The following is a 26,706-nucleotide window of genomic DNA, read 5'->3' as shown; positions in this document are numbered from 1 at the left end:
GACTGAGAGTAAATTTGGTTATATTGGCCAGTGTCAATGTGCTTATGATAACTGCCAGTATGAAAAATATATAACAATAACTAACGAGAAGAGACCTAATATGGCTTCAACAATGCAAAGTACACAACACACGGCAACAGACGGAGGTAACGGTAATTATCGTTTTGCTCTGGTGTCTTTAACGTCATTGTTTTTTATGTGGGGGTTTATCACCTGCTTAAACGACATTTTAATACCACATTTAAAGGCCGTGTTTTCGCTAAATTACACTGAAGCCATGTTGATCCAATTTTGCTTTTTTGGCGCTTACTTTTTGGTGTCACTACCTGCAGGTAAATTGGTTAAAAAGATGGGGTATCAAAAAGGCATAGTATGTGGGTTGTTAATTGCCTGTTTAGGCTGTTTATTGTTTTACCCCGCAGCAGCCTTTGCAACCTATGGCTTATTTTTGGGCGCATTATTTGTTTTGGCATCTGGTATCACTATTTTACAAGTTGCTGCCAATCCCTATGTAAATGCGTTAGGCAGCGTTGAAACAGCATCGAGCCGCTTAAATTTAACTCAGGCTTTTAATGCATTAGGCACCACGGTTGCACCATATTTTGGTGCTGTGTTGATTTTATCTGTAGCCACTGGCGCAGTTGAAGGCCTAAGCCATGCTCAAGCCGAGGCTGAAGTGGTTAAATTGCCATACCTAATTTTGGCCGGTATGTTAGGGCTTTTAGCATTAATTTTTGCCAAACTAAACTTACCCACCATTGCTGAACATAATGAATCGTCAGACAGCGATGGTGTTGTTACCCATAACGGTAAAACCAGTGCGTGGCAAAGTATTCACTTGGTATTAGGTGCAGTGGGTATCTTTGTGTATGTAGGCGCAGAAGTGTCTATCGGCAGCTTTTTAGTTAACTTTTTAGGTGAAGAGCATATTGCTGGATTACAAGAGTCAGATGCCGCTAAATACATTACTTATTATTGGGGCGGGGCGATGGTCGGTCGCTTTATTGGTTCTGCTGTCATGCAAAAAATTCCTGCTGGCACCATGTTAGCGTTCAATGCTTTAATGGCTGCGGTATTAGTTTTGATTGCAATGAACAGCAGTGGCGCTATTGCTATGTGGTCTATTTTGGCCGTTGGCTTGTTTAACTCAATTATGTTCCCCACTATTTTTAGCTTAGCACTGAGAGATTTAGGCCCTCACACCTCACAGGGTAGCGGTATTTTATGTCTAGCAATTGTGGGCGGCGCGATTGTGCCATTGTTACAAGGTGTTATGGCAGATAGCATGGGCTTACAACTTGCCTTTATATTACCCGTAGTGTGTTATGGCTTTATTTTGTTCTATGGCGCTAAAGGGTCAAAAATGTAAATTGTGATACCCGTTTACAGGCACACACACTAAGCGACCTTCGGGTCGCTTTTTCTTGCTATCAGCGCCCTTAATCCCTATGATCGGCACGTTTTTACACTGATTGTTATTTTATGAGAGAGCCCATGTTAACTTATCCGCTGTCTGGCAGTTCATCTGAATTAGTATTAAACGTACTGACGATGGTGTTAACTCGAGGAAAACCATTAGACCGAGCTTATTCAGAGCACTTTTCCGGTTTATCACTTAACCCATCAGAACAAGCGCGGATCACCCAAGTTACTGGCGATATCTTACGTCGACTTAATTTGTATTGTTTTTTAGTTGATATCACCCCAGATGAGTTTGACCGTCAAGGATCAAAGCTGCTTAATGGCTGGCATGTATTTCATGGCCTTGATTTGCCCAAAATGCAGTACTCCCTAAAAATTGAACAAGCATCATTTGATGCCAACCTTGAAAAAGCAAAAGCCGATCCTGTGTTATGGGATGGCTGCCCAGAATGGCTTAACGAGTTAGGCCAAACCCAGTTAGGCGAAAAATGGCCGGCAGAGCGCGCCGCATTAGCTGAGCAACCTAAGCGTTACCTTCGAGTTAATGAGCTAAAGTGCGATCGCGATAAGCTGATTGCACGATTACAAAAAGAAGGGGTAACCGCCGTTGCATTGCCTGATGTAAGCACTGCGGTTGAAGTGACCTCAGATTCTGCATTATTTCGTACCGATGCGTTTAAAGATGGTTGGTTTGAACAACAAGATGCAGGCTCGCAATTAGTGGCTGACGCAGTTGGTGCAAAACCTGGCATGCGCGTGGTCGATGCCTGTGCTGGCGCGGGTGGTAAAACGCTACATATTGCAGCACAAATGCAAGGTAAAGGGCGTTTGTTGGCCATGGATGTTGAGCAATGGAAACTCGACAACCTAAAAGCGCGTGCAAAACGTGCGGGTGCGCATAACGTTGAAACCCGTATTATTGCCAGTTCAAAAACCATTAAACGATTAAAGCTCACGGCAGATAGAGTATTGCTCGATGTGCCTTGTTCAGGCTTAGGTGTGTTAAAGCGTAATCCAGACTCAAAATGGCGAGATACTCCAGATCGCTTACCTGTGTTGATTGAATTGCAAAAACATATTTTGCAAAGCTACAGCCGTATGGTCAAAGTGGGCGGGATGTTGATTTACGCGACCTGTTCAATTATGCCAGAAGAAAACCGCCATCAAGTGGATGCTTTTTTAGCTGAAAACCCGCAGTTCAAACTACTGGAAGATGAGAATATTTTAGTTGCTGAACGTGGATTCGACGGTTTTTATCTTGCCAAAATGGAGCGGATTGCTGAATAGTCCTTTGCGGTGTTAAATATCCAATTAAGATTTGACCCCGATAACCTATGTTTAAATATTTACTCATGTTAAACAGTGCCTATTAAGGCGCTGTTTTTTTATTTGTACAATATTATTTAGATTTTATAGAGCGTTAGCAAATTAAATACAAATTTAGCATTGATAAACGCGCAACAAATGCATAATCTTGTTAACATAGTTTGTTGTTGTGTGAACCAGTTCACATCATTACGGAGCATCATGGATATAGGACCGAATATCGACAATCCATCGCAAAAATCCCCGCAAGATATCTATCACGATTCTCGGCTGGAGCGTTACAGCACTATTTTGAACATGGTGCTGCAAGGTCTGCCGTTAGGCGAAATGCTCAATGCGTTAGTGTTGCTAATCGAAGCACAAAAAATTGGTACTCGAGCCTCGGTTTTATTACTCAGTGATGATGGTAAACGCCTTATTGCAGGTGCCGCGCCTAATTTGCCAGATGCCTATAACAAGGTAATAAATGGAGTTGAAATTGGTCCAGAAGTTGGCTCCTGTGGTGCGGCGGCTTTTTTGTGCCAACGCGTTATTGTTGAAGATATCGACAGTCACCCTAACTGGCAAGCATATAAAGAAATCCCTATTAAGTCTGGGTTGAAGGCATGTTGGTCAGAGCCGATTAAAGACAGTGATGGTAAGGTGTTAGGCACTTTCGCCATGTATTACGACACGATAAAATCCCCTACAGAGCAAGATTTAATCTTAATCCAAGAAGCCGCTAGGCTAGCAAGTTTAGCGATAGAACGTAGTCGGGGAATGCACGTTCAGCGATTAAGCAGTAAAATTTTCAATAGTTTACCTATAGCGTTGGTGATAACCAGTGAAGATAATTCGGTCATACTGGCCAACCCTATATTTAGGGCGTTAACGTCGACTTATTATGCCAATCTTAAGTTATTTGATGTTCAGCGCTTTTTAAGCCACTCACCTAAAGAGGTGGTTGACGATTTATTTGAGCATTTATCTCGAGGTCATGCCTGGCAAGGTGAATTACGAGGCTTAAGAACCGACAATGATATTATTGATATATCGTTAACGGTTGCTGTTATCCGTGATTCTTTCACCCAACAAAATTGTTTTGCATGGTTAATCAATGATATATCTTCTAGAAAAACCGCAGAGAACACCATACATTTTCAAACAAACTATGATCAACTCACGGGCTTAGCTAACCGTAAATATTTGTTTCATAGTCTTCAAAGCCTAGTCGATGCAAAAGACATTCATCATGAAGTCGAGCAGGCGTTTAATTTGATTTTGTTAGATATAGACCACTTTAAACAAATTAACGATACTTTAGGTCATGATAAGGGTGATTTAGTGTTAAAGCTGGTTGCTAAACGTTTATCCAGTACAATCCCTGAAAATGTGTTGCTGTCTCGTATTGCCGCCGATGAGTTTGCCTTAGTCGTACCTGGCCAGATGACAACAGAGTCATTAGTCGACATGGTTAACGATGTTATTGCTGTGCTCGATAATCCTTTTTCGGTGGGAGGTCAGCACCTTAAATTAACACTCAGTGCCGGTATTGCGCGTTATCCTGACGATGCGGATAAAGTGGAGCAGATGCTCAATTGTGCTACCCAAGCAATGTATAATGCTAAATCGCGTGGTCGTAATGGTTTTCAATTTTTCAACCAACAAATACAAAAGAATGCCGAACGTAATGCAGAGCTGTATTTGCATGTAAAGTCAGCCATTAGTCGAAATGAATTTGCCTTGTATTATCAACCGATTGTCAATCCTAACAGCGGTAAAATTGTTAAAGCTGAAGTGTTATTACGTTGGCAATATAAAGGCCAATTTATTTCTCCAGATGAGTTTATTCCTATTGCAGAAGAGTCTGGCTTTATTGTGCAAATAGGTGAATGGGTAAGAACTGAAGCCTTAAATATGTTAACGCGATTGCAAAATAAACAACTTGCAGTCCCCTTATCAATCAATGTGTCGACCATTGAATTTTGGACCGATGATTTGCAACAGCGGTTTTTAGCGTATTTCGATAATAAGCAAACAGAGTTTGAATCAAATCAATTGCCTTATCATCTACTGACCCTAGAAATCACAGAATCATTAATGATGAAACAACAAGATAGTATTAGCCAGTTGCTTATTGAACTTCGCCGACGTGGCGTACAGATTTCAGTAGACGATTTTGGTACTGGGTATTCGTCACTGTCTTATTTAGCTAATTTTCCTGTGGATCAAGTTAAAATAGACAAATCGTTTATCCAAAAGATTTCGATGGGTGCCAGGCATGAAGCACTCATTGAAGCGATTGTCAGTATGAGTAGAGCTTTGGATTTATCGATTGTAGCTGAAGGAGTTGAAACTCAATATGAATTGGACTTTATAAAACAGCAAGATATTGAAGCTGTGCAGGGCTACTTCTTCTATAAGCCTATGGCAGCAGATGTCTTTGTTGATCTCTTAGCCAAGCAAGCAAAACTAAATTAACCCTATTATGTTGATACAGAAAAATGCCGCATCTAATGCGGCATTTTTATTAAACAAACTTACTATTTCAACAGCGATTAGTTAAGCATGCTTTTTGGATCAGTAAATTCAAGGCTCAATGCTTCAGCGACTTCTTTGCATACCAATTTGCCATGGATAACGTTTAAGCCATTTAATAAATGCTTGTCATTTAATAAAGCTTGTTTGTAACCCTGATTAGCTAACTTAATGATGTAAGGTAATGTTGCATTGTTTAGTGCAAACGTAGAAGTACGAGCAACAGCACCAGGCATGTTAGCAACACAGTAATGTACTACGTCATCAACAATATATGTTGGGTCTTGGTGAGTGGTAGCGTGTGACGTTTCAACACAGCCGCCTTGGTCGATTGCCACATCCACAATGGCACTGCCAGGCTTCATACGCTTAACCATGTCTTTAGTAATGAGTTTAGGCGCCGCTGCACCCGGTACTAACACACCACCAATCACTAAATCCGCTTCTAGCACGTGGCGCTCAATGGCATCAGCCGTAGAGTAAATAGCCTTAACCGCTGAGCCAAATTGCACATTTAAACGACGTAATGCATCAATGCTACGGTCTAACACAACCACATCAGCACCCATACCGACAGCCATTTGCGCTGCATTTGTACCTACCATACCGCCGCCAATAATAACAACTTTAGCCGGTTCAACTCCTGGTACGCCGCCTAATAACATACCGCGTCCGCCAAGTGATTTCTCAAGTGCACGCGCACCGGCTTGAATAGACATACGGCCCGCAACTTCAGACATAGGTGCAAGTAGTGGTAAACCACCACGGTCATCAGTGACTGTTTCGTAAGCGATACACACAGCACCACTGGCGATTAAGTCATTGGTTTGCGCTAAATCTGGCGCAAGGTGTAAATAGGTGAATAAAATTTGATCTTTACGCAACATAGCGCGTTCAACAGCTAACGGCTCTTTTACTTTTACAATCATTTCAGCTTTAGCAAAAACCTCTGCAGCAGTTGCTAAAATTGAAGCACCAGCATCAATATAATCTTGATCAGTAAACCCGATACCGACACCTGCATCAGACTGCACAAAAACCTCATGACCTTTGATGGTCAATTCGCGCACGCTGGAAGGAACCATGCCAACACGGTATTCGTGGTTTTTGATTTCTGTTGGTACACCAATAATCATTTTTGAGCCTCAATTTGCATAAAACCCACTTTTAGTGGGTATAGTTGTTATTAATTGTGACCTGAACGTGCTTATTTCAGGGAACTCTAGTATAGTGCTGGTTAAGCAGATTATGCTGCTGAAGATTTCCTTTAAAAAGGTTTAAATATTGTTTTAGGGACAAAACAAGGTTAAATATATGGCAAGTAATAAAAACGTTTCAATTAAAGATTTAGACCGTATTGATCGCAACATCCTCCACGAACTACAAATTGACGGGCGCATCTCTAATGTAGAACTGTCTAAAAGAGTTGGTTTGAGCCCGACACCTTGTCTGGAAAGAGTTAAACGCTTAGAAAAACAAGGGTTTATAAATGGCTATACTGCACTCGTTAACCCTCATTATTTAGGTGCATCATTACTTGTCTTTGTAGAAATCACCTTAAATCGCGACACACCCGACATATTTGATCGCTTTAATCGAGCGGTACAACTGCTTGATGATATTCAAGAATGTCATTTGGTCTCTGGTGATTTCGACTACTTATTGAAGACTAGAGTGTCAGATATGTCTGCATATCGCCGTTTATTAGGTGAAACCCTACTGAAATTACCTTCAGTGTCAGATACTCGTACTTATGTGGTGATGGAAGAGGTAAAACAAACCAATAAAGTGGCGTTGTACAATCTAGGATAACCTTATCTTCCTCTGTAAGTGGTAAAACCTGTTAGCGTGAGTAAAACACAAAGATCAGAGTACGGTTAACGCAATCTTGATGGACTATAAAATTGCGATTATTGCTTCATTTTATAGATTCATCAGGAGTTGTTTTTGTCGATAAAACACCCATTATTTTACAGACGTACATGACTTTTGATTGGCTGGATTAATTCCCGATAACAATCCATTGAGCTTCATTAAATCAAGGTGCATAATCACTGCAAATACAGTGATATTCTGTTATCTTAACCCTTATTTTTCACTCTTTTATGGATGTTTTCGTTTGACTCAGGAAAATAGTCTAAAAACACTCAGCGGCCTACAACGCTTGCTCGAAGGTGGTTTAATTATTTGTTGCATGGTTGCAACCTACATTCTATTGGCGCTATCGAGTTTTAACCCGAACGATCCGGGGTGGAGTCAATCGCATTATCAAGGCGAAATACATAATTGGACAGGTGCGGTTGGCGCCTGGACAGCAGATGTGCTGTTTTACTTTTTTGGCTTTATTGCATTTTTAATCCCGGTGATTATTGCCACAACGGGTTGGTTTATCTTCAATCGGGCTCACCGAATTTTTGAGATCGATTATTTTTCAGTGGGCCTTCGTATCATAGGCTTTATGTTAATGCTGCTGGCACTAGCCGCTTTAGTGAGCATGAATGCCGAAAACATGTTTGTGTTTTCGGCCGGAGGTGTAGCCGGAGATGTAATAGGGCAGGCGATGCTGCCATACTTTAATACATTAGGCACAACGCTGCTGTTAATGTGTTTTATTTGTGCCGGTTTTACCTTAGCCACAGGCATCAGCTGGCTTACCATTATTGAGCTCACAGGCTTTGCTGCAATTTGGTGTGTTAAGCGTATTTGGACATTGCCGAGCTTATTTAAACGTGAACGCGAAACAGAAGACACCAAAGGCTTTATGTCATTGGTTGATAAATTTAAACAACGCCGCGATGAATTAGACGAGCAATCGCCATTTGAGCAAAATGACATCCCACAACCGTTAAAAGACAATGCAACAAGCAAGCTAGACACTGATGACATCGAGCCAGTGATTGAGAAAAAACGCAGTTTCTTCAGTCGTAAACCTAAAGTGGCAGAGGCAATAGAACCAACTGCCATAGACGATGATGAAATCGATTATGATGATCGCCTCGAGCCGTCAATTACCCTTGAAGATGACGAACCAACATTTGCCCCATGGGTAGCCACTAAAAACGATGATGAAATTGGCTTTAGCGCTAATGACGATATTAGCGACGATGTTGATATAACAGATACTTTTGATGATGCATTTGAAAAGCCTCACTCAAACGGTGCTTTGGTAGCGCAAAAACAACCTAAAAAAGAAGCCAAAATTGTAGACGGACTAGTGGTGATAGATGGCCAGGCTCCACAAGAAAAACGCAAAATGGATCCTTTGCCGAGTATTACTTTGCTTGATGTACCCGATCGTAAGAAAACCCCGATAAGCGAAGAAGAGCTCGACCAAGTTGCAAGGCTGGTTGAAACCAAGTTGGCCGACTTTAATATTATTGCCAATGTGGTTGGCGTATTCCCAGGGCCTGTCATTACCCGTTTTGAGCTTGAACTGGCCCCTGGAGTTAAAGCATCAAAAATCACCAATCTTGCAAAAGATTTAGCCCGTTCATTGCTTGCCGAAAACGTGCGAGTCGTAGAGGTGATTCCAGGTAAAGCCTATGTGGGTATTGAATTACCTAACAAATTCCGTGAAACAGTCTACATGCGTGATGTGCTTGACAGCGCTGCTTTTAATGACAGTAAATCGACTCTGTCTATGGTGCTAGGTCAAGACATTGCTGGTGAACCTGTTGTGGTTGATTTGGGCAAAATGCCGCATTTATTAGTTGCAGGTACCACGGGTTCTGGTAAGTCTGTCGGGGTCAACGCAATGATCACCAGCTTACTGTATAAATCGGGCCCTGATGATGTACGCTTTATCATGATTGACCCTAAAATGTTGGAACTGTCTGTATATGAAGGCATTCCGCATTTATTGTGTGAAGTGGTCACCGACATGAAAGAAGCCGCCAATGCACTTCGTTGGTGTGTGGGCGAAATGGAACGTCGCTACAAATTAATGTCGGCATTAGGTGTACGTAACTTAAAAGGTTACAACTACAAAATTAAAGACGCGGCAGCTAAAGGTGAGTACATTCCCGATCCATTATGGAAATCATCTGAGAGCATGTTAGATGAAGCGCCTGCATTAGAAAAATTGCCATCCATTGTGGTGGTGGTTGATGAGTTTGCCGACATGATCATGATTGTGGGTAAAAAGGTTGAGGAGCTCATTGCCCGTATTGCTCAAAAAGCCCGTGCCGCAGGTATTCATTTAATATTAGCAACGCAGCGCCCATCGGTTGATGTGATCACAGGTTTGATTAAAGCCAACATTCCAACACGCATTGCGTTTCAGGTGTCGTCACGTATCGACTCGCGCACCATTTTAGATCAACAAGGCGCCGAAACCTTGTTAGGCATGGGTGATATGTTGTATTTGCCGCCCGGCACCAGCGTACCCAACCGGGTGCATGGCGCATTTATTGACGACCACGAGGTGCATAAAGTGGTCGCCGACTGGTGTGAACGTGGCCAACCTCAATACATAGATGAAATTTTAAATGGGGTGTCAGAAGGTGAGCAAGTATTGCTGCCGGGTGAAACCTCAGACACCGAAGAAGAATATGACGCGCTTTATGATGATGCCGTGGCGTTTGTAACCGAAACTCGCCGAGGCTCTATTTCAAGTGTACAACGTAAATTTAAAATTGGTTACAACCGCGCCGCCCGCATTATAGAGATGATGGAAGGCCAGGGCATTGTTAGCTCTCAAGGTCACAACGGTAACCGAGAAGTGTTGGCTCCGCCACCACCAAGAAACTAATAGGAATAATGATGAACAAACGTATTACAGTGTTAGGCCTATTATTAGCCACAAGCCTGCTATCGCTTGCTGCAAGGGCCGATGATGCCTCAGAGTTACGTGCTAAATTAGCTAAAGTTGACAATTTGCATGCTACATTTTCTCAGCAAGTGACCGACATCAATAACAAGCCTATCCAAAGTGGAAATGGTGTGTTTGCATTGGCCTATCCCAATCAGTTTTATTGGCACTTAACAGAGCCTGATGAGTCATTGATTGTTGCCGATGGTGCAAATTTATGGGTATATAATCCCTTTGCCGAAGAAGTCACCGTAATGGATGTATCGCAAGCCGTTGATGCATCACCTATGGCATTATTGGTTCATCGCGACGATGAAACATGGAATAAATACACAGTTATAAAACGTCAAAATGATGCACAATCTAATTGTTTTGATATTCAGCCAAAAAAACTCAATAGCAGTGTAGTGGCCGTGAGTGTGTGCTTTAAAGCCGCACTGTTAACCCAGTTTAACCTGACCGATGAGCAAGGCAATTTAAGCCAATTTCAATTGTCAGCTCAACGTGCTGTCACTCCTGCAGAAAAGTCGTTGTTTAAATTTGCAGTGCCAGACAATGTCGACATTGATGATCAACGTTTAAAGCAAGTTAAGTAAGTCGGTCAATGGCTAATTTAGGGTTTGATTTTGCACCTGATTTTAGGCCCTTGGCTGCACGAATGCGACCAAGGGACATCAGTGAATATATAGGCCAAGCGCATTTGCTTGGTGAAGGCCAGCCGCTGCGAAAAGCGCTAGAGGCAAATCGGGCACACTCAATGTTATTGTGGGGGCCTCCAGGTACAGGTAAAACCACCTTAGCAGAGCTGATAGCACATTACGCTAATGCTCATGTTGAGCGTATCTCAGCGGTTACCTCAGGTGTAAAAGACATTCGCGCCGCCATTGAACAAGCTAAAGCCATTGCTCAAAGTCGTGGCCAGCGCACCTTACTCTTTGTCGATGAAGTACACCGCTTTAATAAAAGCCAACAAGATGCCTTTTTACCGTTTATTGAAGACGGTACGGTCATTTTTATTGGTGCCACAACCGAAAATCCCTCATTTGAAATCAACAATGCATTATTATCGCGAGCACGGGTTTATCTGATAAACCGCTTAACCAGCGACGAAATCCAATTAATTGTTGCCCAGGCACTTAATGATATTGAACGCGGCTATGGTAAACGCCAGTTAACCTTGCCTGAGCAAGTTGCCAAGCAATTGGCAGACATTAGTGAAGGCGATGCTCGTAAAGCCCTTAATTTGCTGGAACTCATGAGTGATTTGGTGAGCGACGGCGGCGAGTTTACCTCTGATATGCTCACTCAAGTGGCTGGCCATCAAGCGGCGGGTTACGACAAAAATGGTGATCAATTTTACGATTTAATCTCTGCTGTGCATAAATCTGTTAGAGGCTCAGCGCCCGATGCGGCCTTATATTGGTTTTGCCGCATATTAGAAGGTGGCGGTGATGCACTGTATGTCGCAAGACGCCTACTGGCAATTGCATCTGAAGACATAGGCAATGCCGACCCAGTGGCCATGACTGTTGCACTTAATGCGTGGGATTGTTATCACAGAGTGGGACCTGCAGAAGGTGAGCGCGCCATTGCTCAAGCCATTCTTTACCTGGCAAGCGCGCCTAAAAGTAATGCAGTTTACATCGCTTTTAACGCTGCCCGTGAGTTAGCGAAACAAACTGGTCACGAACCGGTACCTAATCACCTTCGTAATGCCCCAACTCAGTTAATGAAAGAAATTGGCTTTGGTAAAGAATACCGTTATGCCCATAACGAACCAGGCGCTTTTGCCGCGGGCGAAAACTACTTTCCACAGTCTTTGCAAGATAGCCAATTTTATCAACCCACTAATCGTGGATTTGAGAAACGCATTCAAGATAAACTCGCCCAACTTAATGAGCTTGATCGGCAAAGTGAGGTTAAGCGTTATGACTAATGTGTTGCTTGTGGCGTTAGGCGGCTCAATTGGTGCAGTTTTACGCTATCTTCTGTCAATATTTATGATCCAGCTATTTGGAAGCAGTTTTCCTTTTGGTACACTGTTAGTCAATTTATTGGGATCGTTTTTAATGGGTGTGGTATATGCGCTCGGGCAACTGAGTCATGTAAGCCCAGAAATTAAAGCCCTAATTGGCGTTGGTCTGTTAGGTGCGTTAACTACGTTTTCGACTTTCTCAAATGAAACCTTATTGCTGCTCCAGGAAGGCCACTGGCATAAGGCTGTTTTAAATGTGTTGTTGAATGTCACCTTGTGTCTTTTTATGGTGTACATTGGTCAACAACTTGTATTTTCTCGCGTTTAACTAAAAAGAACTGACAACATGCTAGATCCAAAATTTTTGCGTAATGAACTGGAAGTCACTGCCGAGCGTTTAGCCACTCGTGGTTTTATTCTTGATGTTGATAATTTGACCAAGCTTGAAGAAAAGCGTAAATCGCTTCAAGTAGAAACCGAAGACTTACAAGCGTCGCGTAACGCAATTTCTAAGTCGATTGGCCAAGCTAAAGCACGCGGCGAAGACACCAGCTCCATTATGGCGCAAGTAGGGGATTTGGGTGCTCAGTTAGACGCGAAAAAAGCCGAGCTTGCTGAGCTTTTACAACAAATCAACTTAATCGCCATGAGCGTACCTAACTTGCCAGACGAGTCTGTGCCAGTAGGTAAAGATGAAACCGAAAACGTTGAAGTACGACGTTGGGGCACCCCTAAGGTATTTGATTTTGAAGTAAAAGATCATTTAGACCTTGGCGAAGCGCTTGGTGGATTAGATTTTAAAAGTGCAGTTAAAATTACAGGCTCTCGTTTTATTATTATGCGCGGCCAAATTGCCCGTTTAAACCGTGCTCTAGGTCAGTTTATGCTAGACCTTCACACTAACGAACACGGTTACACAGAAGCTTACGTGCCGTTATTAGTGAACGAAGACAGCTTACTTGGCACGGGCCAGTTACCTAAGTTTGGTGAAGACTTATTTCACACTAAACCGGCTACTGAAGAAGGCCAAGGGTTATCGCTTATTCCTACCGCTGAAGTGCCATTAACTAACTATGTGCGCGACATGATTGTGGATGAAAGCGAATTGCCAATGAAAATGACAGCATTAACCTCATGTTTCAGAAGCGAAGCAGGTTCATACGGTCGTGATACCCGTGGCTTAATTCGCCAGCATCAGTTTGATAAAGTGGAGCTAGTGCAAATTGCTCACCCAGATCAATCCATGGCAGCACTAGACGAAATTACCGCTCACGCTGAAAAAGTATTGCAGTTATTGGGTTTACCGCACCGCACAATGGTGTTGTGCACCGGTGACATGGGTTTTGGTTCGAGCAAAACGTTTGATATTGAAGTGTGGTTACCTGCACAAAATACGTATCGTGAAATTTCATCGTGTTCAAACATGAAAGATTTCCAGGCGCGTAGAATGCAAGCCAGATACCGCAGCAAGGTAGACAATAAACCAGCATTATTACACACACTAAACGGCTCTGGCCTAGCAGTTGGCCGCACATTAGTGGCCGTGCTAGAAAACTACCAAAACCAAGATGGCACCATTACTGTACCTGAAGTATTGCGTCCATACATGGGTGGTTTGAGTGTTATTGGCTAAGCACTTTAGTTAAGTACCTATACTTGAGGCACTTATCTCAGTTTGTTTTGTTGTTGGGTATTGTAAAAGGTAACTCGCGGTGGCTAATGGTCAGCGTAATAACGGAAAATTTGTATCGTCTTCAATTGGAATGTTTTTTGTTATTTTAGTAATGGTACTGCTTGCTCAAGTTGTACTCATTTTTGTAGATAATATGGTTCCATAGTCATAACGTAAAGCCCAGTTAACATAAGCTAACTGGGCTTTTTTATCTATAAACACTTAGCCGGTTTGGGCAGTCCAGCAATTTTAGTGGCTTGTTTGGCAGGGCCGACAGGAAATAAAGTATAAAGGTATTTAGAGTTGCCTTTATCTGCGCCCAAGCTTTGGCCAATGGCTTTTACTAATACTCTGATAGCCGGGCTAGTTTTGTATTCTAAGTAGAAATTGCGCACAAACCGAATCACTTCCCAATGTTGTTCTGTGAGTTCAATGTTTTCAGTTGCCGCAATAACTGGCGCCATCGACTCTTGCCAATCCGCGACATTTTTTAAATAACCTTGATGATCAACTTCAATTTGCTGACCGTTAAATTCAAAAGAGTTTACCAAGTGATGACCTTGTTATGCTTAAGCGATTGCTCAACAAATGATGAGTAATCAATAATATGAAAAAGCTCAGGCGACATACGCGTCGCAATTGTTTCTATATGCTGTTGTAAGCCACGTGCGTGCACGTCGTCTTGCAGTATAAATACGTTAACCGAGGCTAACCGTTGTTGCCATAGCATTTGCAATAAACAGTTAACTGCATCGCCAGCCAGTATAATGCTGTCGCTAGGGTGAATAAAGCGTAAACAGGTAGCGAGTGCGTTGTCGGTTGTTACTGACGTTTGAATATGATGCAAAATCAAAATACGAATACCTCATCAACCGCTTGCAGTGTTTTGGTGATCACATCGGCACTCACCACTTCAGCCTCAATATTGAGTTCGCTGGCTTTGAGCCCTAATAGCTGCATCGAATCGCTACACACTAAAACCGTATCAATATCATATAACGGCAGTGCTTTTAGCGCGGATAAATAATCCTTTGCTCCAGCTTGCTCTGGGGTTTGTCCGCCAATAAGGTGCAACACCGCTTCATCAGTAAAAATGAGACTGACTTGTTGTTCAAAGCTGGCGCTAAGCATGGCTAAATCTAATCCTTCACGGCCACTAGTGGCTCCAAAGGGGGCATGGCGAAATACAATGGCCACAGATTTCATTATTTATCCTATCGATTTTAAAAGCTGATTAAACGATCGGCTTTTTCTATGCCAACGACTAACTCACCTAAGCCGCCCATGGTAAAGGTCTCATCACTATTCCAATGCTTTTTACCATTTTCAACAGCTTCTTGTTGCGACAGAACCCCACGGCGAAGCGCGGCCGATACGCAATTAGTGAGTGTGATGTTGTATTGCTGTGCAAAGGCTTGCCATTTTGCATGCATGTCTATTTCGTCAGAAGCTGGGCAGGTAAGGGCATTGCTGTTGGTCACGCCGTCTTGGTAAAAAAATACCGTGATAATGTCATGGCCATTGGCGAGTGCATGTTGGCAAAAAGACAATGCTCTAAAACTGGCACTGGTACCGTAAACACTGCCGTTAACCTGAATAATGAATTTGCTCATGATAAAAAAAATGACCCTAAATTAGGGCCATTTTATCGTAATTTAACGCTGAACTCTATCGGCGATTAATCGTCGTTGCCCATACCCATTAAATGTAAAAGGCTCATAAATAAGTTTAAGAAATCTAAAAACAGCGACACAGTTGCGCGGATGTAATTGGTTTCGCCGCCGTTCACGATACGGCTAGTGTCGTATAAAATAAAACCGGTCATCAATAGCGCAATACCCGCGTTCATCGCCATAAACATCACAGAGCTTTGCACAAATAAATTAATCACTAATGCGCCAATCATCACCAGCATACCTGCAAATAAGAACCCGCCCATAAACGAGAAATCTTTTTTGGTGGTGAGAGCATAAGCCGATAAGGCAACAAAGATAACCGACGTTAAACCAAGCGCTTGCATAATAAGCCCTGGGCCGTTAGCCATGCCAGCATAATGGTTAAGAATATAACCCAGTGACGCACCTTCCATACCGGTAAAGGCAAATACCCAAAAAAGACCCGCGGCAGTGTCAGCTTTTTTCAAAGTCACAAACAACAATACTAAACCACCAATGGATAAACCGAGTGAAGGCCAGCGACCAATTTCAAACAGCATGCTTAAACCAGCCATTACAGCGGCAAATGCCAATGTCATAGACAGTAGCATATAAGTGTTTTTTAGCAGTTTATTGACTTCAGTAGTCGATAGACTAGGTGATAAAACGGATTGTTGGCTCATTATTGTCTCCTGAGATTAACTCAATGATTTGTTCAAGGTGAAAACCTATTATTTTCACTCTGACATTAAATCCAGCGTAAGCAATGTACATTAAATATAAATTAATTTATCACATCGATTAATGGCGCTACGTTACCATAAAGTTAAGATTAATATAACCTTATCATCTTCAATAGCTTCTTTTAGCTTAACCATTCTTTTTTAAGCTTGGGCGTATCACCTAAATAATCCAACACCCATTGCATTGCCGGTGTCATATTGGCGCTATTCCAGGCTAAGCAACAGGCGGTATCTTGTTTTGGTTTGTCTAATTGTTTTTCAATTAATGCACCTGCTTTAATAAACACATCAGCTAAATGGTAAGGCATATAGCCAATACCTAAACCTTCACGAAAACAGTTTAATGCGCGGATCCAATCAGGCACCACAATGCGGCGTTGATTGTTAAGCAGCCAATTGGGTCTATGAGCAATATTACTGGCAGTATCTTGCAAGCAAATAGATGGGTAGGGCAATAACTCGGCATCAGTGAGTAAGTGTTCCGCTTTAGCTAAAGGATGGTTTTTACTCACCAAAAAGCGCCAAGGGATCATACCCATGTCTCTAAATTTAAACACACCACCAACAGGGATAGTTGACGTTGCACCAATGGCTATATCACTCTTTCCTGTCGACAACGACTCCCACACCCCGTTATACACTTCAAGTCGAATGATTAATTCAATATCAGTAAAGTGGCGATAAAAGTCGGCAATTAACACACTGATTTTGTCGGCACGCACCATGTTATCAATGGCAATCGACAACGAAGGGCGCCAACCATTAGCGACTTTCTGGGTGTCACGTTTTATGTTGTTAAGCTTGGTCATTATTTCACGTGACTGCGCAACAAAATGCTCACCCGCAGGCGTTAAACTGACACTGCGATGATGACGTTCAAATAAGATAACGCCAAGGTCATCTTCAATTTGTTTAACGGCATAACTAACAGCAGAAGGAACTTTATTCATTTTGTTGGCCGCAGCGGTAAAACTACCCACTCTGGCAACAATGTCGATCATCTCGAATGCTTGTTCTGAAAGCATTACGCTATCCTTGGCATAGTTTATAAATACTTGCTGTTAAAGGTAATCATTAAGCGAAATCAAATCAAGCAGAGTCTAGGTTATCAGCTGTTTTATCTCGCAGTTGGTTATGTGATTTACTGTGTTTTACATACACACTGCCCAAATAAGGCACCTAAAGAAGTGGAGCGCATTCACTTTTCAGATGATAACAATAATTAGTTCTAGGGCAGCAAAGGTAAATGGCTGAGTGTTTATTAAGCAGTTGATAGGTTATTTGCAATTTACGCTTTACACAAAACGGTCATTGTCATATTATTCGCCCGCTCGGAGGGATGGCAGAGTGGTCGAATGCACCGGTCTTGAAAACCGGCAACGGTTTACCCCGTTCTAGGGTTCAAATCCCTATCCCTCCGCCACATTAAATACGAGAAAAGCCGTTGATTATCAACGGCTTTTTTTGTTTCTGGCGTTTGAGGGGCTCTCCATAAGGATTGACTCAGACAATGTATCTTTATCGAGCACCCAACAACGTATACTTTACACGTATCTGTTTATCCAAATATTTACGCGACAAGGGCTTCCCCTTTGACGTAAAAGTCTCCTTACTGACTCGTGACAGAGCAGAAGCGGTTATCCGCAACATTGATGTTGCCGGAACACTCAAAAAAATCATCAAGTCTATTGACCATCAAACACGTATTAACGACTTTATTCGTTACGTCGATGAAGTCATTAACCATCTTAGAGCTCAGTTTGATGCTGATGATTCTGATATTACGTTCAACACCACGCAAAAACCTCATTCCATTCCAATCAGAGACACTAAGTTGTCGGAATATCGTGAAACCACAGCTGTTGCGCAAGCAAAGCCTGTTATTGGGTTAAACGAAGCATTAAGCGCATTTATTATTTCAAAACAAAAATCAGCCATCAGACCTCTATCTATTAAGCAGCTTGAGCAGCGTACTCGACATTTTATTGATACCGTATCATCAAAATCCGCTCTTAAAACCAAGTTTAAAACTGATGATAAATGTGTGCACGATATCACCAGCGCTGATGCGATGACCTATCGCGATGAGTTGCTGACTCAAGGCCGAAGCTACAAAAGCAATAAAGAATACTTAGCCGCCATATTTCAGTTCTTTAAATGGTGTCAGCTAATGAACTACTCAAATCACAACCCATTCGAAAGTGTCACCGTCGGTCAAAAACCGAAAGCCAAAGCGAATCAAGGTCGCAACCGCTGGACTGCATCTGAATTAAAACGATTAATACGCTCGACTGCATTTAACGACTCAACCGACGATTTTAAGTGGGTCACACTCATGATGCTTTATGGCGGTTTAAGGCCATCTGAAGCGTGCCAGCTGTTATTAAGTGATATCAAGCAAGTAGATGGCGTTGACTGCATAAGCGTTGATGACAGCGGTGCAGGGCAACGAATAAAAAACATCAATGCTAAGCGCTATGTACCAATTCATAGTGCATTACTCGAACAAGGCTTTATGGCCTTTGTGACTCAACGCAAAACACAACAAATACAGCTGTTTGACTATAAACCTGTTGGCATCATTGAAGATTGGTCAAAAACCTACTGTAAACAGCTCGCTAAGCTTCAAACCGAAATCGGCATGCAAGCGAATAAGCGTCCAACCGCATACAGCCTTAGGCACACGTTTATTGATGAAATGAAGCAATTAGATATCAGCGAGCACATCGTGGCGCAAATCGTTGGCCACGCTAATCCCAACATCACTTTCAGTCGTTACGGCAAAGATATAAACGTTGCCGCATTGCTTAAGGATATTGAGAGAATTGAATATCAAATTTGATGATCGGGTGTGGTTAATAAATAAACTTTAAACCTAAATTAACAATCTGTCTCGATTGGCAGTAACAGTGTCAGTTGAGGCACAAATACTGCCAAAGCTGTAATTATTTCGCTACAGCAGAGAGCGAAATATAATGTTATTGAAAATGGCTCGCAGTCAGTGAGTGCGAAGAAAAACTTATAAATCAAACAAGCGTTTCAAACATTGCTTTTTTAATAGATTGTCATAAATGCTCTGCAACCCAGCACTCATCAGCTATAGGGTAGTGCGAAACAAACCTTTTCGCTCTCACTGAGAGCGAAATTAGTTTGTATAAAAGAGTGAGTAAGTAGTTTTAACTGTATCTCTATTTTGGGAGATATATAGGGATTCTGCATGAAACCAGCTAAAACGTTTATGCCCCAAACCTTGCTAGCGAGATTTTCGGCTGATAAATATCGCTTCAATTCGTTCTACATTTTCTCATGCGTGGCCGCAAAGAAACGATGAAAGGAAACTCCCAAAAGCGTTCATCTTGTAGCAATTCCTGCCAGATCTCACTTTTGCATATCTATTCCAAAACAATTGACGTGAAGTCTGACTAAGGCATAGTGTATGTTGACGGCAGCTTTGAGCGGAAAGCACTCATTGTAATTCGAGCAATTATAATTCGTATTGATATACTCATGTCATGATTAAAGTTGATTTTGTGGTCAGACGATGAGAACAATAGGCAAGTTGGCTAAAGAACTTGATTTAGGCATAGAAACTATACGGTTTTATGAGCGAGAAGGCTTGATAAATCAGCCTCAAAAACCTCAAAATGGTTATCGTGTGTATGACGACTCGATCACTAAACAATTACAATTCATTAGTAAGGCCAAAGCACTTGGCTTTACTCTAAAAGAAGTGGCTTCGTTGATGTCAATGGATGGCGATTGTGCCAAAGTTGAGTCTCTAAGCTTGCAGAAATTGAGCATAATTCAAAGTAAGATAGATGACCTTCAACGTTTAGAAGTCGTCATAAAAGAAATGACTAATTCATGCCGCAACAATAACGACCAATCTCACTGCCCAATAATAGATTCGCTAAAATAGTATTGACTCCGTATCTACCTACGGAGTTTACACTCAAATCATTCAAATAAAGTTAGATGTTCAAAAAATGATTAATAAGATTTTAGATAAAGTTGGCTCAGGTGGAGTTTGGATTGCAGCCCTTAGTTGCACAGGGTGTTTTCCTGCTCTAGGCTCATTATCATCAGCATTGGGATTAGGCTTTCTCTCTCACTTTGAGGGGATTGCTGTAAATACCGTATTACCTATATTTGCAACACTGGCATTGTTGGCAAATTTGTATAACTGGTATAAAAACAAAAATCATACGAGAGGTACTCTTGGAGTTATTGGCCCTATAGCGGTTTTGTTAACCCTCTATCCGTTATGGCAATACGATTGGAGCACTTATTTATTCTATGTAGGTATTTGTTTGATGATTGTCATGTCCGTATTAGACATTGTTAAACCTTTGAAGGAGCAAACATGCAAAATATTGAGTTAAATTCTACCATTACTTGCCCTGAATGCGGCTTCAGTAAAACTGAAAAAATGCCAACCAACGCTTGCCAGTGGTATTATGAATGTGAATCTTGCAAAGTTCTTCTAAAGCCCTTGACGGGCGACTGTTGTGTATTTTGCTCCTATGGAACAGTTAAATGTCCACCAATTCAAGAAGGACAAAGCTGTTGTATGAGCTCAGTGACAGCCTCTTAATGGCCTAAATTAGGTATTAGATCTAACGCATTTCTGTCCAAAAATGTGTTTGAAGCAATACACGAAGTTTAACCTTATTGATGCATTAATAAATTAGGTCTTCAGGCTTTTGAATTTCACTTATACTGCTATCAAATACCATTTTCTGTTGGAGTTGCTCTATATGTTAAATGAAGCGTTTTCAGTATTGGTTGGTACAAGCATCGAGCACCTTAATCGTGACTCATATAGCGATATAGAGCTTATTCGGCAGGGGGTAACCGCTGACATGCTAGCTAATGCGATGACGTTTACGGGTTTATCTAGGCGTGAATTAGAAACAGTATTAGGGGTAAAATTAAGACTTTACGATAAGCTGTTGCCAGCCATCGCGACCGAGCGTGTGTTGATGCTCATCAGTACTATTCAAGCAGGAACAGAGTACTTTGGTACGCAAGATAGAATGCTTTTATGGCTAAAGACACCCAACCAGGCGTTTGCTAATCAACAACCGATAACGCTGCTAGATACCATTATCGGTTTGGACATGATTAATGCGACGATAATTAAGTTATCTTATGGCATGACAGCGTAACAACGCCGGTGACTTTACAGCGCCTTGACGACAATTTTAATTACCAAGCTCTATTCCACCCAACATTTTCAACGGCAAATGCCGTTAGCCTAATGACGATTTCCCCTACGGTGCGAATAGTATAGTATAGTTTAGTCAATAATCACTTTTGCTAACTTACGTTCAACCTCTACTGCACTTTTTGATTTCATCTATCAATTCATTGACGGCATTGAGCTCAATGCCTTTTGCATATAGCTCGGTATCTAACACCTTGATTTTGCCATTGATGATGGGGCTATATAAATGAAACTTATGACTAAGCAATTTAAAAGCATTGAGTTTATGTGTTAACTGCTTGATATGTTGCTGAAGTACATTATAGTGGTTTTTTACCATGCTCTGATTATCAGTGTGCTTATGTAAAGTACCGTCTGGCCTTTTGGGCTGCATATGAATTGGGGCTTGTAGACTGAATCGTTGTTCATATTGTGCGTTGCGACTTCTTTTAGGAGAAAGCCGTTTCACAAAGCGGTGTTTTTCTAATTGATACAAGTGGTTATGCATGCATTTTCGAAGAATGGCAGCATCTTCAGTCTCATACGTATAGATAAGGGCTTGTAACAAATATTCCGTAGTAAACACGACGGGGCAATGTTTATTAATAATGTCTATAAAATCAACTTGTGTCATTTTGAAGGATTCGAGTTGTGAGTAAATAAACCCAGGGATGCTAGCATCCCTGGGCGAGCGTTTAGCTAATAAGGCAGCGGCAAACTGATATTAGCTAAGTGATTAATCACCACAAAACACACTATAGTGTGTTTTAATTTAATCTACAAGATAAGAATGAAAAAAAAGATTGCGATTGAGTTTGGAAAAAAACTCGCAGAAAAAAGAAAAGAAAAAGACATACTTCAGAAAGACCTGTCACAGCAATGCGGCTTTAGCCTCAACTATATTGGTATCGTAGAGCGCGGTGAGAAAAGCATCAGCTTAGAGAAAGTGTATGTTATTGCAGCGATTCTTGAATGCTCAGTGCATGATTTAATCCCAGACGAGAAAGCGATCTTACTCGAGGTTGAATAGCTTGAGACACAAGATTGTTGAGTAAAGTGAAGGTTTATTTAACCTTAGAAGAGGCGATATGCTGCGTAATGCAGTTACGAGAATAATCTTATCGAAGCACGTCTAGAACAACTCTATGACAGTATTTTGCGGTATATCGATTATCAATGCTTTTTATTTATGATTCAAACTTGCAAAAGCCACTTAAGCACAAGATAAACGGCTAAGGTGGGTAAAGCTGCCAAATATAATTTTTGCCCATCAACACACAATGTCATTTAGCGATACTTTGTTTGTATTGAAAGTGATGACTGTAAAGTTGACTAAGTTACTGCATGCGATGATAGCTCAATAATGTCGGCAACATTACTGTGTCATGACGAACCGTTGATGCTTCCTCCTCCTCAGCCTTTTTTTCTACATATTCAAAAAATAATTTACTCATAATATAAATTTTGTCGATGATTTCAGTCATGTTAAACGTGTTCGCTATGACATTTAACACTGTGATTATGTAATGTTTTATTTTGTTCATGACGTTGTAATATTGACTTTTTAAAATGTTGGATGTATATAAGCAATTGAAATATATAAAGTTTTTATATTTTTTAGTATTGTATATGTTCAAGGATATGTTAATCTTCGCTTAAGAAAAGCGGGCAAAGACTCGCCAAGGTTAAGCAATGAAAGATTTAACAGTCTCACATTATGTGAAGCAATATTTATCTTCAAGAGTACACGAAGTCGCACCATCGACTTTACGTTCTGAGCGTTGTAAAGCATCAAAAATCATTAAATTGATTGGACAGCGCTATATTGATTCTGTCACTCATAGTGACATCATTCAGCTGCGTCAAAAATTGCATAAAAGCTATGCAAACAAGTCGATAAATGAGTTTTATATCATTTTGCGTGCAATATTTAACAATGCGTCTCGAGATGGAGTAATCGTTAGAAATCCAATGGATGGTGTTCAAAATCTATCGGTTTGTCACGCAGAGCCTAATCCTTTCTCTCGAGCTGAATTAACAGCGTTAGCACAAACAGAAGTGCTTTGTTTGTCAGGGAAAAATGCTTTTCAGTTATGCGCCCTAACTGGGCTTCGGATAAGTGAGTTGTTGGCAATAAGCTGGGAAGATATTGACTTTATTAATGCAAAACTCAAAGTCAAAATCGCGTTAGTTGATAAGCAATATAAAACTCCAAAAACCCCAGGTTCTCAACGTACAGTTGAGTTATGTGCTTCTGCTATTAGTATATTAACACAACAAAAACTGATAACTGGACATCGAAAAGCTAGAAAAATATCAGTGCTTCAACGCGACAATAAAACGAAAAAAATAGAAAATTTATCACTCGTTTTCTACAACACTCAGACGAATCAACCTTTCATTAGCGCAAAACAATTTAACAAAACGTTTTTTACACCATTTTTAGCATCTGCAAAAGTGAAGCACCGCGGAGCCGGACAGCTGCGACATACGTTTGCAAGTCAAGCCCTGACATCAGGCATCTCAAAAGAATGGCTGGCAAGGCAAATGGGACACGAAAGCACTGCCATGATTGATATTCACTACGCGAGGTGGATGTGTGCAGATGCACCAGACTTTGTTAATAAAGTTGAGCAGCAGTTTCAAGGGATATTTACGCCAATACAGGCATTTGAGCAAGCAACAGTAAATACCTGCGCATCAGAATTACCTGCACCTTCAAATACTCCAACAGGAGCTGATATTCAGCTTTCAGAGCAACAATTATCACAACTGCTCATTAGTCACCCTCATTTAATCACACAGCATCTAAAAATGCTTTTAAGTCAGAATGTTGGGGAGATGTTGATATGAGATTAACGACTCTCTTCTTTGCATTTGTTAACTATGCATTTAATGACAAGGGGCGCAGAGCTGGCAAAGCTACCTTGTTTCATTCATTACGTCTCACAGAAGAAATGGCGCTTAAACAAAAGTATTTGACTAAGTCACAGAAGCTGATGCGCTCAAAGAATGAGATCGAAATTGAATGGGATAGCTCGCTATCGCACACTAATTTGATTGATACCCCTGATGGAATTGTCCCTCTAGATAACTTTTCACAAGAGCAAAGAGAGCAAATGATGTTCGAAATTTTGCAACCCGAAACAATGAAGAGTGCTGATGCGCGTAAATTGGGGCAAGACAAAGCACGCTCAAAAAACAAACTTAAAGAGTGGATAAAGGCAGGTCATTTTTGCAAGAAAGGTATTGAGTTAGTCGATGAAATTTTCTCGAGTGATAGCTTAATAAATGTGCATCATGCTGCATATCGATTGAATTTGCTTGATATGAAGCGTAAAGCTCAGCGAGTTGAGCAATTGGTGAATTATATCAAAGCCCACAATACATTGTTAGATAAGCCTAATTCACTTAACTCTGTCAATTTTGAAGAATTATTATTCAAAATCCCGATAAATAATCAGATAGGTACAGACATTGTGAGCAATGAAGAAATGATGCACGCAATGAAAAGTTTCTTACAGCGTTATTATCCTGATTATCCAATTAAACTCATGGTGTTACATCATGATGAACGACTACCCGGTGAAGTAACTGGCGGTCATGTGCATGCTTTTATTTCGGGGAAAAATGCTTTAACGCATCAATACGATTTACGTATCGCACAAATTAAAAAAGTGAATGAGTTTCTATTCAAACGTGATGGTATGTCAGCGACTTTATTTTCTGAAATTGGACGTTTGAATTATGAGCAGGCAGGCGATGTGGCAAAGCATATGCAAGAGATGTTCTATGAGTTCGTCAACGAACATCTCTTTCATCCGAAGAACATCAATGCTGCATTTCATCCGGAATCGGTTCGTAAATCTGAAAAACGAAAGCAAATGCGCAGAGAAGCGAAATTGGCTAAGCGTGATAGAGCATTCAACTATCATGCTCGACTGCTTGAAAATGTAAACAGTTTAGAAATTCAGCTTAAAAGTTTTGATGATAAAATTTCTGAGCGAAAACAAGTGCTTGACGATGTAGAGAGCAAAATTATTAACGTGAGTGAAAGTTATGACGCTTTGACAATAAAACATGACGCACTTGAACAACAATGTATTCAGCAAGAAGAAAGACTATCTGATATTGAGATAGTTGTTCAACAAAAGCAGCGTAGACTCAGTAAAAAAATGCTGCTTGAACAAGAAGTTGATGAGCGTTTGAACGTAAAGGTAGAGAAAGAAAAGAAATTAGATGCATCGATTTGGCTTAAACAGCAAAAACACACAGAATTAGATAACGCTATAGCTGAAAAACAATCAATTTTAGACAGACTTAGCGTGATGACAACCCAGGCATTGTTACCAGTGCACAAAATGTTAGAGCATATGAATAATCGATTGATACTTAAAGGAAGATCGGGGGCTGCAGAGTTCATGCAATATGTCATTAAAGCGTTTAGTGCAGATTTGCCAGCTGAGCTCCGAAAAATACTAATAAAAATTGCGAATAATACGGGCGATACGGAGCTTGAAAACGCGTTAACACGCAAAGACAGTCAGATTAACGACTCATTGGATATGTGATAAAGCACGCGTTCAATATTCGTTTAATGATGCGTTAACGGTATTCTATCAGATTAGAGTCAATACAATATAAGTTGCTCGCAAATTAAGCAGAGGATTGGTCATTACTTTTATAAAGTGATGACCGATTTTTTATTAATCGCTGAGAGTGTAAGACTTAAATTAACGGCTAGGCATGAGGTTATGCTTGTATCGAGTTATGGAGTGTAGTTTGTGGCAATAGCGCTATCGAGCCCTAATTGGCAGCACTGCTGCCACAGATGGCACTTACGCTGCCAGTGGCGGCATTAAAGATGTCAGTGGTCGTTTTATAGAGCAAACGGATGAGGCGAAATAGTCAAAATATCGATTTGATAAATTGAGGTTTGAACAACATGTATGTTTGAAGCCCATTAGTATTGAAATGAAATTACCGTATATGGTGAGAGTATAAAACCCGCATGGCCATTTGTTTTTTACAACGTGATAATGTTTAGACTTAGCCTAAACAGACCTTAACTTCGCACTCGTTGAGTGCGAAAAAATACAGCTTCGCAGTCAGTGACTGCGAAGCAAAAAGCAGCCCACAATTATGTGGGACCAGTACGTAACCCGGTACGTTTATCTCCCACTTTTTGTTCCAAAAAGATGGGAGATAAACTCGGGCAAGGGGAATCCCCTTTGAACCCCAAAAGCCAACTAAAGACGGCAGCATTGAATTAGCTGAAATACTTCAATAACCCTAATCGGTTATGAGTAACAATTAGGCCTAGTGAAGTGAATAATAATCAATTTGATGATCCCTCAGTTTTACCTAGGTATCAAGACAA

The 26,706-nt window shown here is 41.1% G+C and carries 26 protein-coding genes and 1 tRNA gene; 18 read left to right on the top strand and 9 right to left on the bottom strand.

Going from position 1 to position 26,706, the window contains the following annotated elements:
* Window positions 1-100: 100 nt before the first annotated feature.
* The 3 genes from IEW93_RS09485 to IEW93_RS09475 all read left to right on the top strand — a co-directional run bounded on the left by IEW93_RS09485 (window position 101) and on the right by IEW93_RS09475 (window position 5,208).
* Entirely contained in the window at window positions 101-1,369 is a 1,269-nt protein-coding gene (locus IEW93_RS09485; RefSeq protein WP_188739096.1) for a sugar MFS transporter, read from the top strand.
* Window positions 1,370-1,494: 125 nt separating this feature from the next.
* Window positions 1,495-2,709: an RsmB/NOP family class I SAM-dependent RNA methyltransferase gene (locus tag IEW93_RS09480; protein ID WP_188739095.1), complete on the top strand. Its 1,215-nt coding sequence runs from the start codon at window positions 1,495-1,497 to the stop codon at window positions 2,707-2,709.
* A 240-nt stretch (window positions 2,710-2,949) separates the two neighbouring features.
* Window positions 2,950-5,208 (top strand): bifunctional diguanylate cyclase/phosphodiesterase, encoded by a 2,259-nt coding sequence (locus tag IEW93_RS09475; RefSeq protein WP_188739094.1) that lies wholly within the window; start codon window positions 2,950-2,952, stop codon window positions 5,206-5,208.
* Window positions 5,209-5,285: 77 nt separating this feature from the next.
* Here the strand turns inward: IEW93_RS09475 and ald are convergent, their stop codons facing one another.
* Window positions 5,286-6,401: an alanine dehydrogenase gene (gene ald, locus IEW93_RS09470; RefSeq protein ID WP_188739093.1), complete on the bottom strand. Its 1,116-nt coding sequence runs from the start codon at window positions 6,399-6,401 to the stop codon at window positions 5,286-5,288.
* Window positions 6,402-6,579: 178 nt separating this feature from the next.
* On the opposite strand from ald, the gene lrp reads away from it, so the two are divergent.
* The 6 genes from lrp to serS all read left to right on the top strand — a co-directional run bounded on the left by lrp (window position 6,580) and on the right by serS (window position 13,683).
* Complete coding sequence (lrp, locus tag IEW93_RS09465) at window positions 6,580-7,077, top strand: leucine-responsive transcriptional regulator Lrp (RefSeq protein ID WP_188739092.1); 498 nt, start codon at window positions 6,580-6,582, stop codon at window positions 7,075-7,077.
* Between the two features lie 307 nt (window positions 7,078-7,384).
* Entirely contained in the window at window positions 7,385-10,015 is a 2,631-nt protein-coding gene (locus IEW93_RS09460; RefSeq protein WP_188739091.1) for a DNA translocase FtsK, read from the top strand.
* Window positions 10,016-10,026: 11 nt separating this feature from the next.
* Window positions 10,027-10,671, top strand: a complete 645-nt coding sequence (lolA, locus tag IEW93_RS09455; protein ID WP_188739180.1) for an outer membrane lipoprotein periplasmic chaperone LolA — start codon at window positions 10,027-10,029, stop codon at window positions 10,669-10,671.
* A gap of 8 nt (window positions 10,672-10,679) precedes the next feature.
* Window positions 10,680-12,011, top strand: coding sequence for a replication-associated recombination protein A (locus IEW93_RS09450; protein ID WP_188739090.1), 1,332 nt, complete (start codon window positions 10,680-10,682; stop codon window positions 12,009-12,011).
* A complete protein-coding gene (gene crcB, locus IEW93_RS09445) occupies window positions 12,004-12,378 on the top strand; it encodes a fluoride efflux transporter CrcB (RefSeq protein WP_188739089.1) in 375 nt (124 codons plus the stop codon). Before IEW93_RS09450 ends, crcB begins: the two co-directional genes overlap by 8 nt.
* 18 nt (window positions 12,379-12,396) lie before the next feature.
* Window positions 12,397-13,683, top strand: coding sequence for a serine--tRNA ligase (gene serS / locus IEW93_RS09440; RefSeq protein ID WP_188739088.1), 1,287 nt, complete (start codon window positions 12,397-12,399; stop codon window positions 13,681-13,683).
* A 251-nt stretch (window positions 13,684-13,934) separates the two neighbouring features.
* On the opposite strand, the gene IEW93_RS09435 is transcribed toward serS, so the two are convergent.
* The 6 genes from IEW93_RS09435 to punR form a co-directional block, all read right to left on the bottom strand.
* On the bottom strand, window positions 13,935-14,273 hold the full coding sequence (locus tag IEW93_RS09435; RefSeq protein ID WP_188739087.1) for a TusE/DsrC/DsvC family sulfur relay protein: 339 nt from the start codon (window positions 14,271-14,273) through the stop codon (window positions 13,935-13,937).
* Entirely contained in the window at window positions 14,267-14,575 is a 309-nt protein-coding gene (tusB, locus tag IEW93_RS09430) for a sulfurtransferase complex subunit TusB (protein WP_188739086.1), read from the bottom strand. The genes IEW93_RS09435 and tusB overlap by 7 nt, the downstream gene beginning before the upstream one ends.
* A complete protein-coding gene (gene tusC / locus IEW93_RS09425; protein ID WP_188739085.1) occupies window positions 14,572-14,928 on the bottom strand; it encodes a sulfurtransferase complex subunit TusC in 357 nt (118 codons plus the stop codon). Before tusC ends, tusB begins: the two co-directional genes overlap by 4 nt.
* A gap of 17 nt (window positions 14,929-14,945) precedes the next feature.
* A complete protein-coding gene (gene tusD, locus IEW93_RS09420; protein ID WP_188739084.1) occupies window positions 14,946-15,335 on the bottom strand; it encodes a sulfurtransferase complex subunit TusD in 390 nt (129 codons plus the stop codon).
* Between the two features lie 65 nt (window positions 15,336-15,400).
* Window positions 15,401-16,060 carry a Bax inhibitor-1/YccA family protein gene (locus tag IEW93_RS09415; RefSeq protein ID WP_188739083.1) on the bottom strand — a complete coding sequence of 220 codons (660 nt, stop codon included), beginning with the start codon at window positions 16,058-16,060 and terminating at the stop codon, window positions 15,401-15,403.
* 182 nt (window positions 16,061-16,242) lie between these two features.
* The gene (punR, locus tag IEW93_RS09410; protein WP_188739082.1) at window positions 16,243-17,145 is read right to left on the bottom strand and encodes a DNA-binding transcriptional activator PunR; all 903 of its coding nucleotides are present in this window, start codon (window positions 17,143-17,145) and stop codon (window positions 16,243-16,245) included.
* Window positions 17,146-17,453: 308 nt separating this feature from the next.
* Between punR and IEW93_RS09405 the strand changes: the two genes are divergently transcribed.
* From IEW93_RS09405 to IEW93_RS09385, 6 genes are all read left to right on the top strand, one after another.
* Window positions 17,454-17,543: transfer RNA gene (locus IEW93_RS09405), tRNA-Ser, on the top strand.
* A gap of 87 nt (window positions 17,544-17,630) precedes the next feature.
* Window positions 17,631-18,962: a tyrosine-type recombinase/integrase gene (locus IEW93_RS09400; protein ID WP_188739081.1), complete on the top strand. Its 1,332-nt coding sequence runs from the start codon at window positions 17,631-17,633 to the stop codon at window positions 18,960-18,962.
* A gap of 699 nt (window positions 18,963-19,661) precedes the next feature.
* The gene (locus IEW93_RS09395; protein ID WP_188739080.1) at window positions 19,662-20,039 is read left to right on the top strand and encodes a MerR family transcriptional regulator; all 378 of its coding nucleotides are present in this window, start codon (window positions 19,662-19,664) and stop codon (window positions 20,037-20,039) included.
* 67 nt (window positions 20,040-20,106) lie between these two features.
* A complete protein-coding gene (merC, locus tag IEW93_RS09390) occupies window positions 20,107-20,502 on the top strand; it encodes an organomercurial transporter MerC (RefSeq protein WP_188739079.1) in 396 nt (131 codons plus the stop codon).
* Window positions 20,484-20,714 (top strand): GDCCVxC domain-containing (seleno)protein, encoded by a 231-nt coding sequence (locus IEW93_RS22000; RefSeq protein ID WP_223418315.1) that lies wholly within the window; start codon window positions 20,484-20,486, stop codon window positions 20,712-20,714. Before merC ends, IEW93_RS22000 begins: the two co-directional genes overlap by 19 nt.
* A 163-nt stretch (window positions 20,715-20,877) precedes the next feature.
* Entirely contained in the window at window positions 20,878-21,288 is a 411-nt protein-coding gene (locus IEW93_RS09385; RefSeq protein WP_188739078.1) for an Xre family toxin-antitoxin system antitoxin, read from the top strand.
* Window positions 21,289-21,450: 162 nt separating this feature from the next.
* On the opposite strand, the gene IEW93_RS09380 is transcribed toward IEW93_RS09385, so the two are convergent.
* A complete protein-coding gene (locus IEW93_RS09380) occupies window positions 21,451-21,960 on the bottom strand; it encodes a hypothetical protein (protein WP_188739077.1) in 510 nt (169 codons plus the stop codon).
* A gap of 156 nt (window positions 21,961-22,116) precedes the next feature.
* Between IEW93_RS09380 and IEW93_RS09375 the strand changes: the two genes are divergently transcribed.
* Window positions 22,117-22,356 (top strand): helix-turn-helix domain-containing protein, encoded by a 240-nt coding sequence (locus tag IEW93_RS09375; RefSeq protein ID WP_188739076.1) that lies wholly within the window; start codon window positions 22,117-22,119, stop codon window positions 22,354-22,356.
* A gap of 307 nt (window positions 22,357-22,663) precedes the next feature.
* Here IEW93_RS09375 and IEW93_RS09370 read toward each other — a convergent pair whose 3' ends face one another.
* Window positions 22,664-22,810, bottom strand: a complete 147-nt coding sequence (locus IEW93_RS09370; protein WP_188739075.1) for a hypothetical protein — start codon at window positions 22,808-22,810, stop codon at window positions 22,664-22,666.
* A gap of 208 nt (window positions 22,811-23,018) precedes the next feature.
* On the opposite strand from IEW93_RS09370, the gene IEW93_RS09365 reads away from it, so the two are divergent.
* Both IEW93_RS09365 and IEW93_RS09360 read left to right on the top strand, forming a co-directional pair.
* The gene (locus tag IEW93_RS09365; RefSeq protein WP_188739074.1) at window positions 23,019-24,179 is read left to right on the top strand and encodes a tyrosine-type recombinase/integrase; all 1,161 of its coding nucleotides are present in this window, start codon (window positions 23,019-23,021) and stop codon (window positions 24,177-24,179) included.
* A gap of 104 nt (window positions 24,180-24,283) precedes the next feature.
* Complete coding sequence (locus IEW93_RS09360; protein ID WP_188739073.1) at window positions 24,284-25,897, top strand: hypothetical protein; 1,614 nt, start codon at window positions 24,284-24,286, stop codon at window positions 25,895-25,897.
* Window positions 25,898-26,706: the final 809 nt, after the last annotated feature.

Source organism: Shewanella inventionis (assembly GCF_014641855.1).
In the GTDB taxonomy this organism is placed as follows: domain Bacteria; phylum Pseudomonadota; class Gammaproteobacteria; order Enterobacterales; family Shewanellaceae; genus Shewanella; species Shewanella inventionis.
Note: the sequence above shows the minus strand (reverse complement) of the source record. Positions and strands in the feature narration are given on the sequence as shown.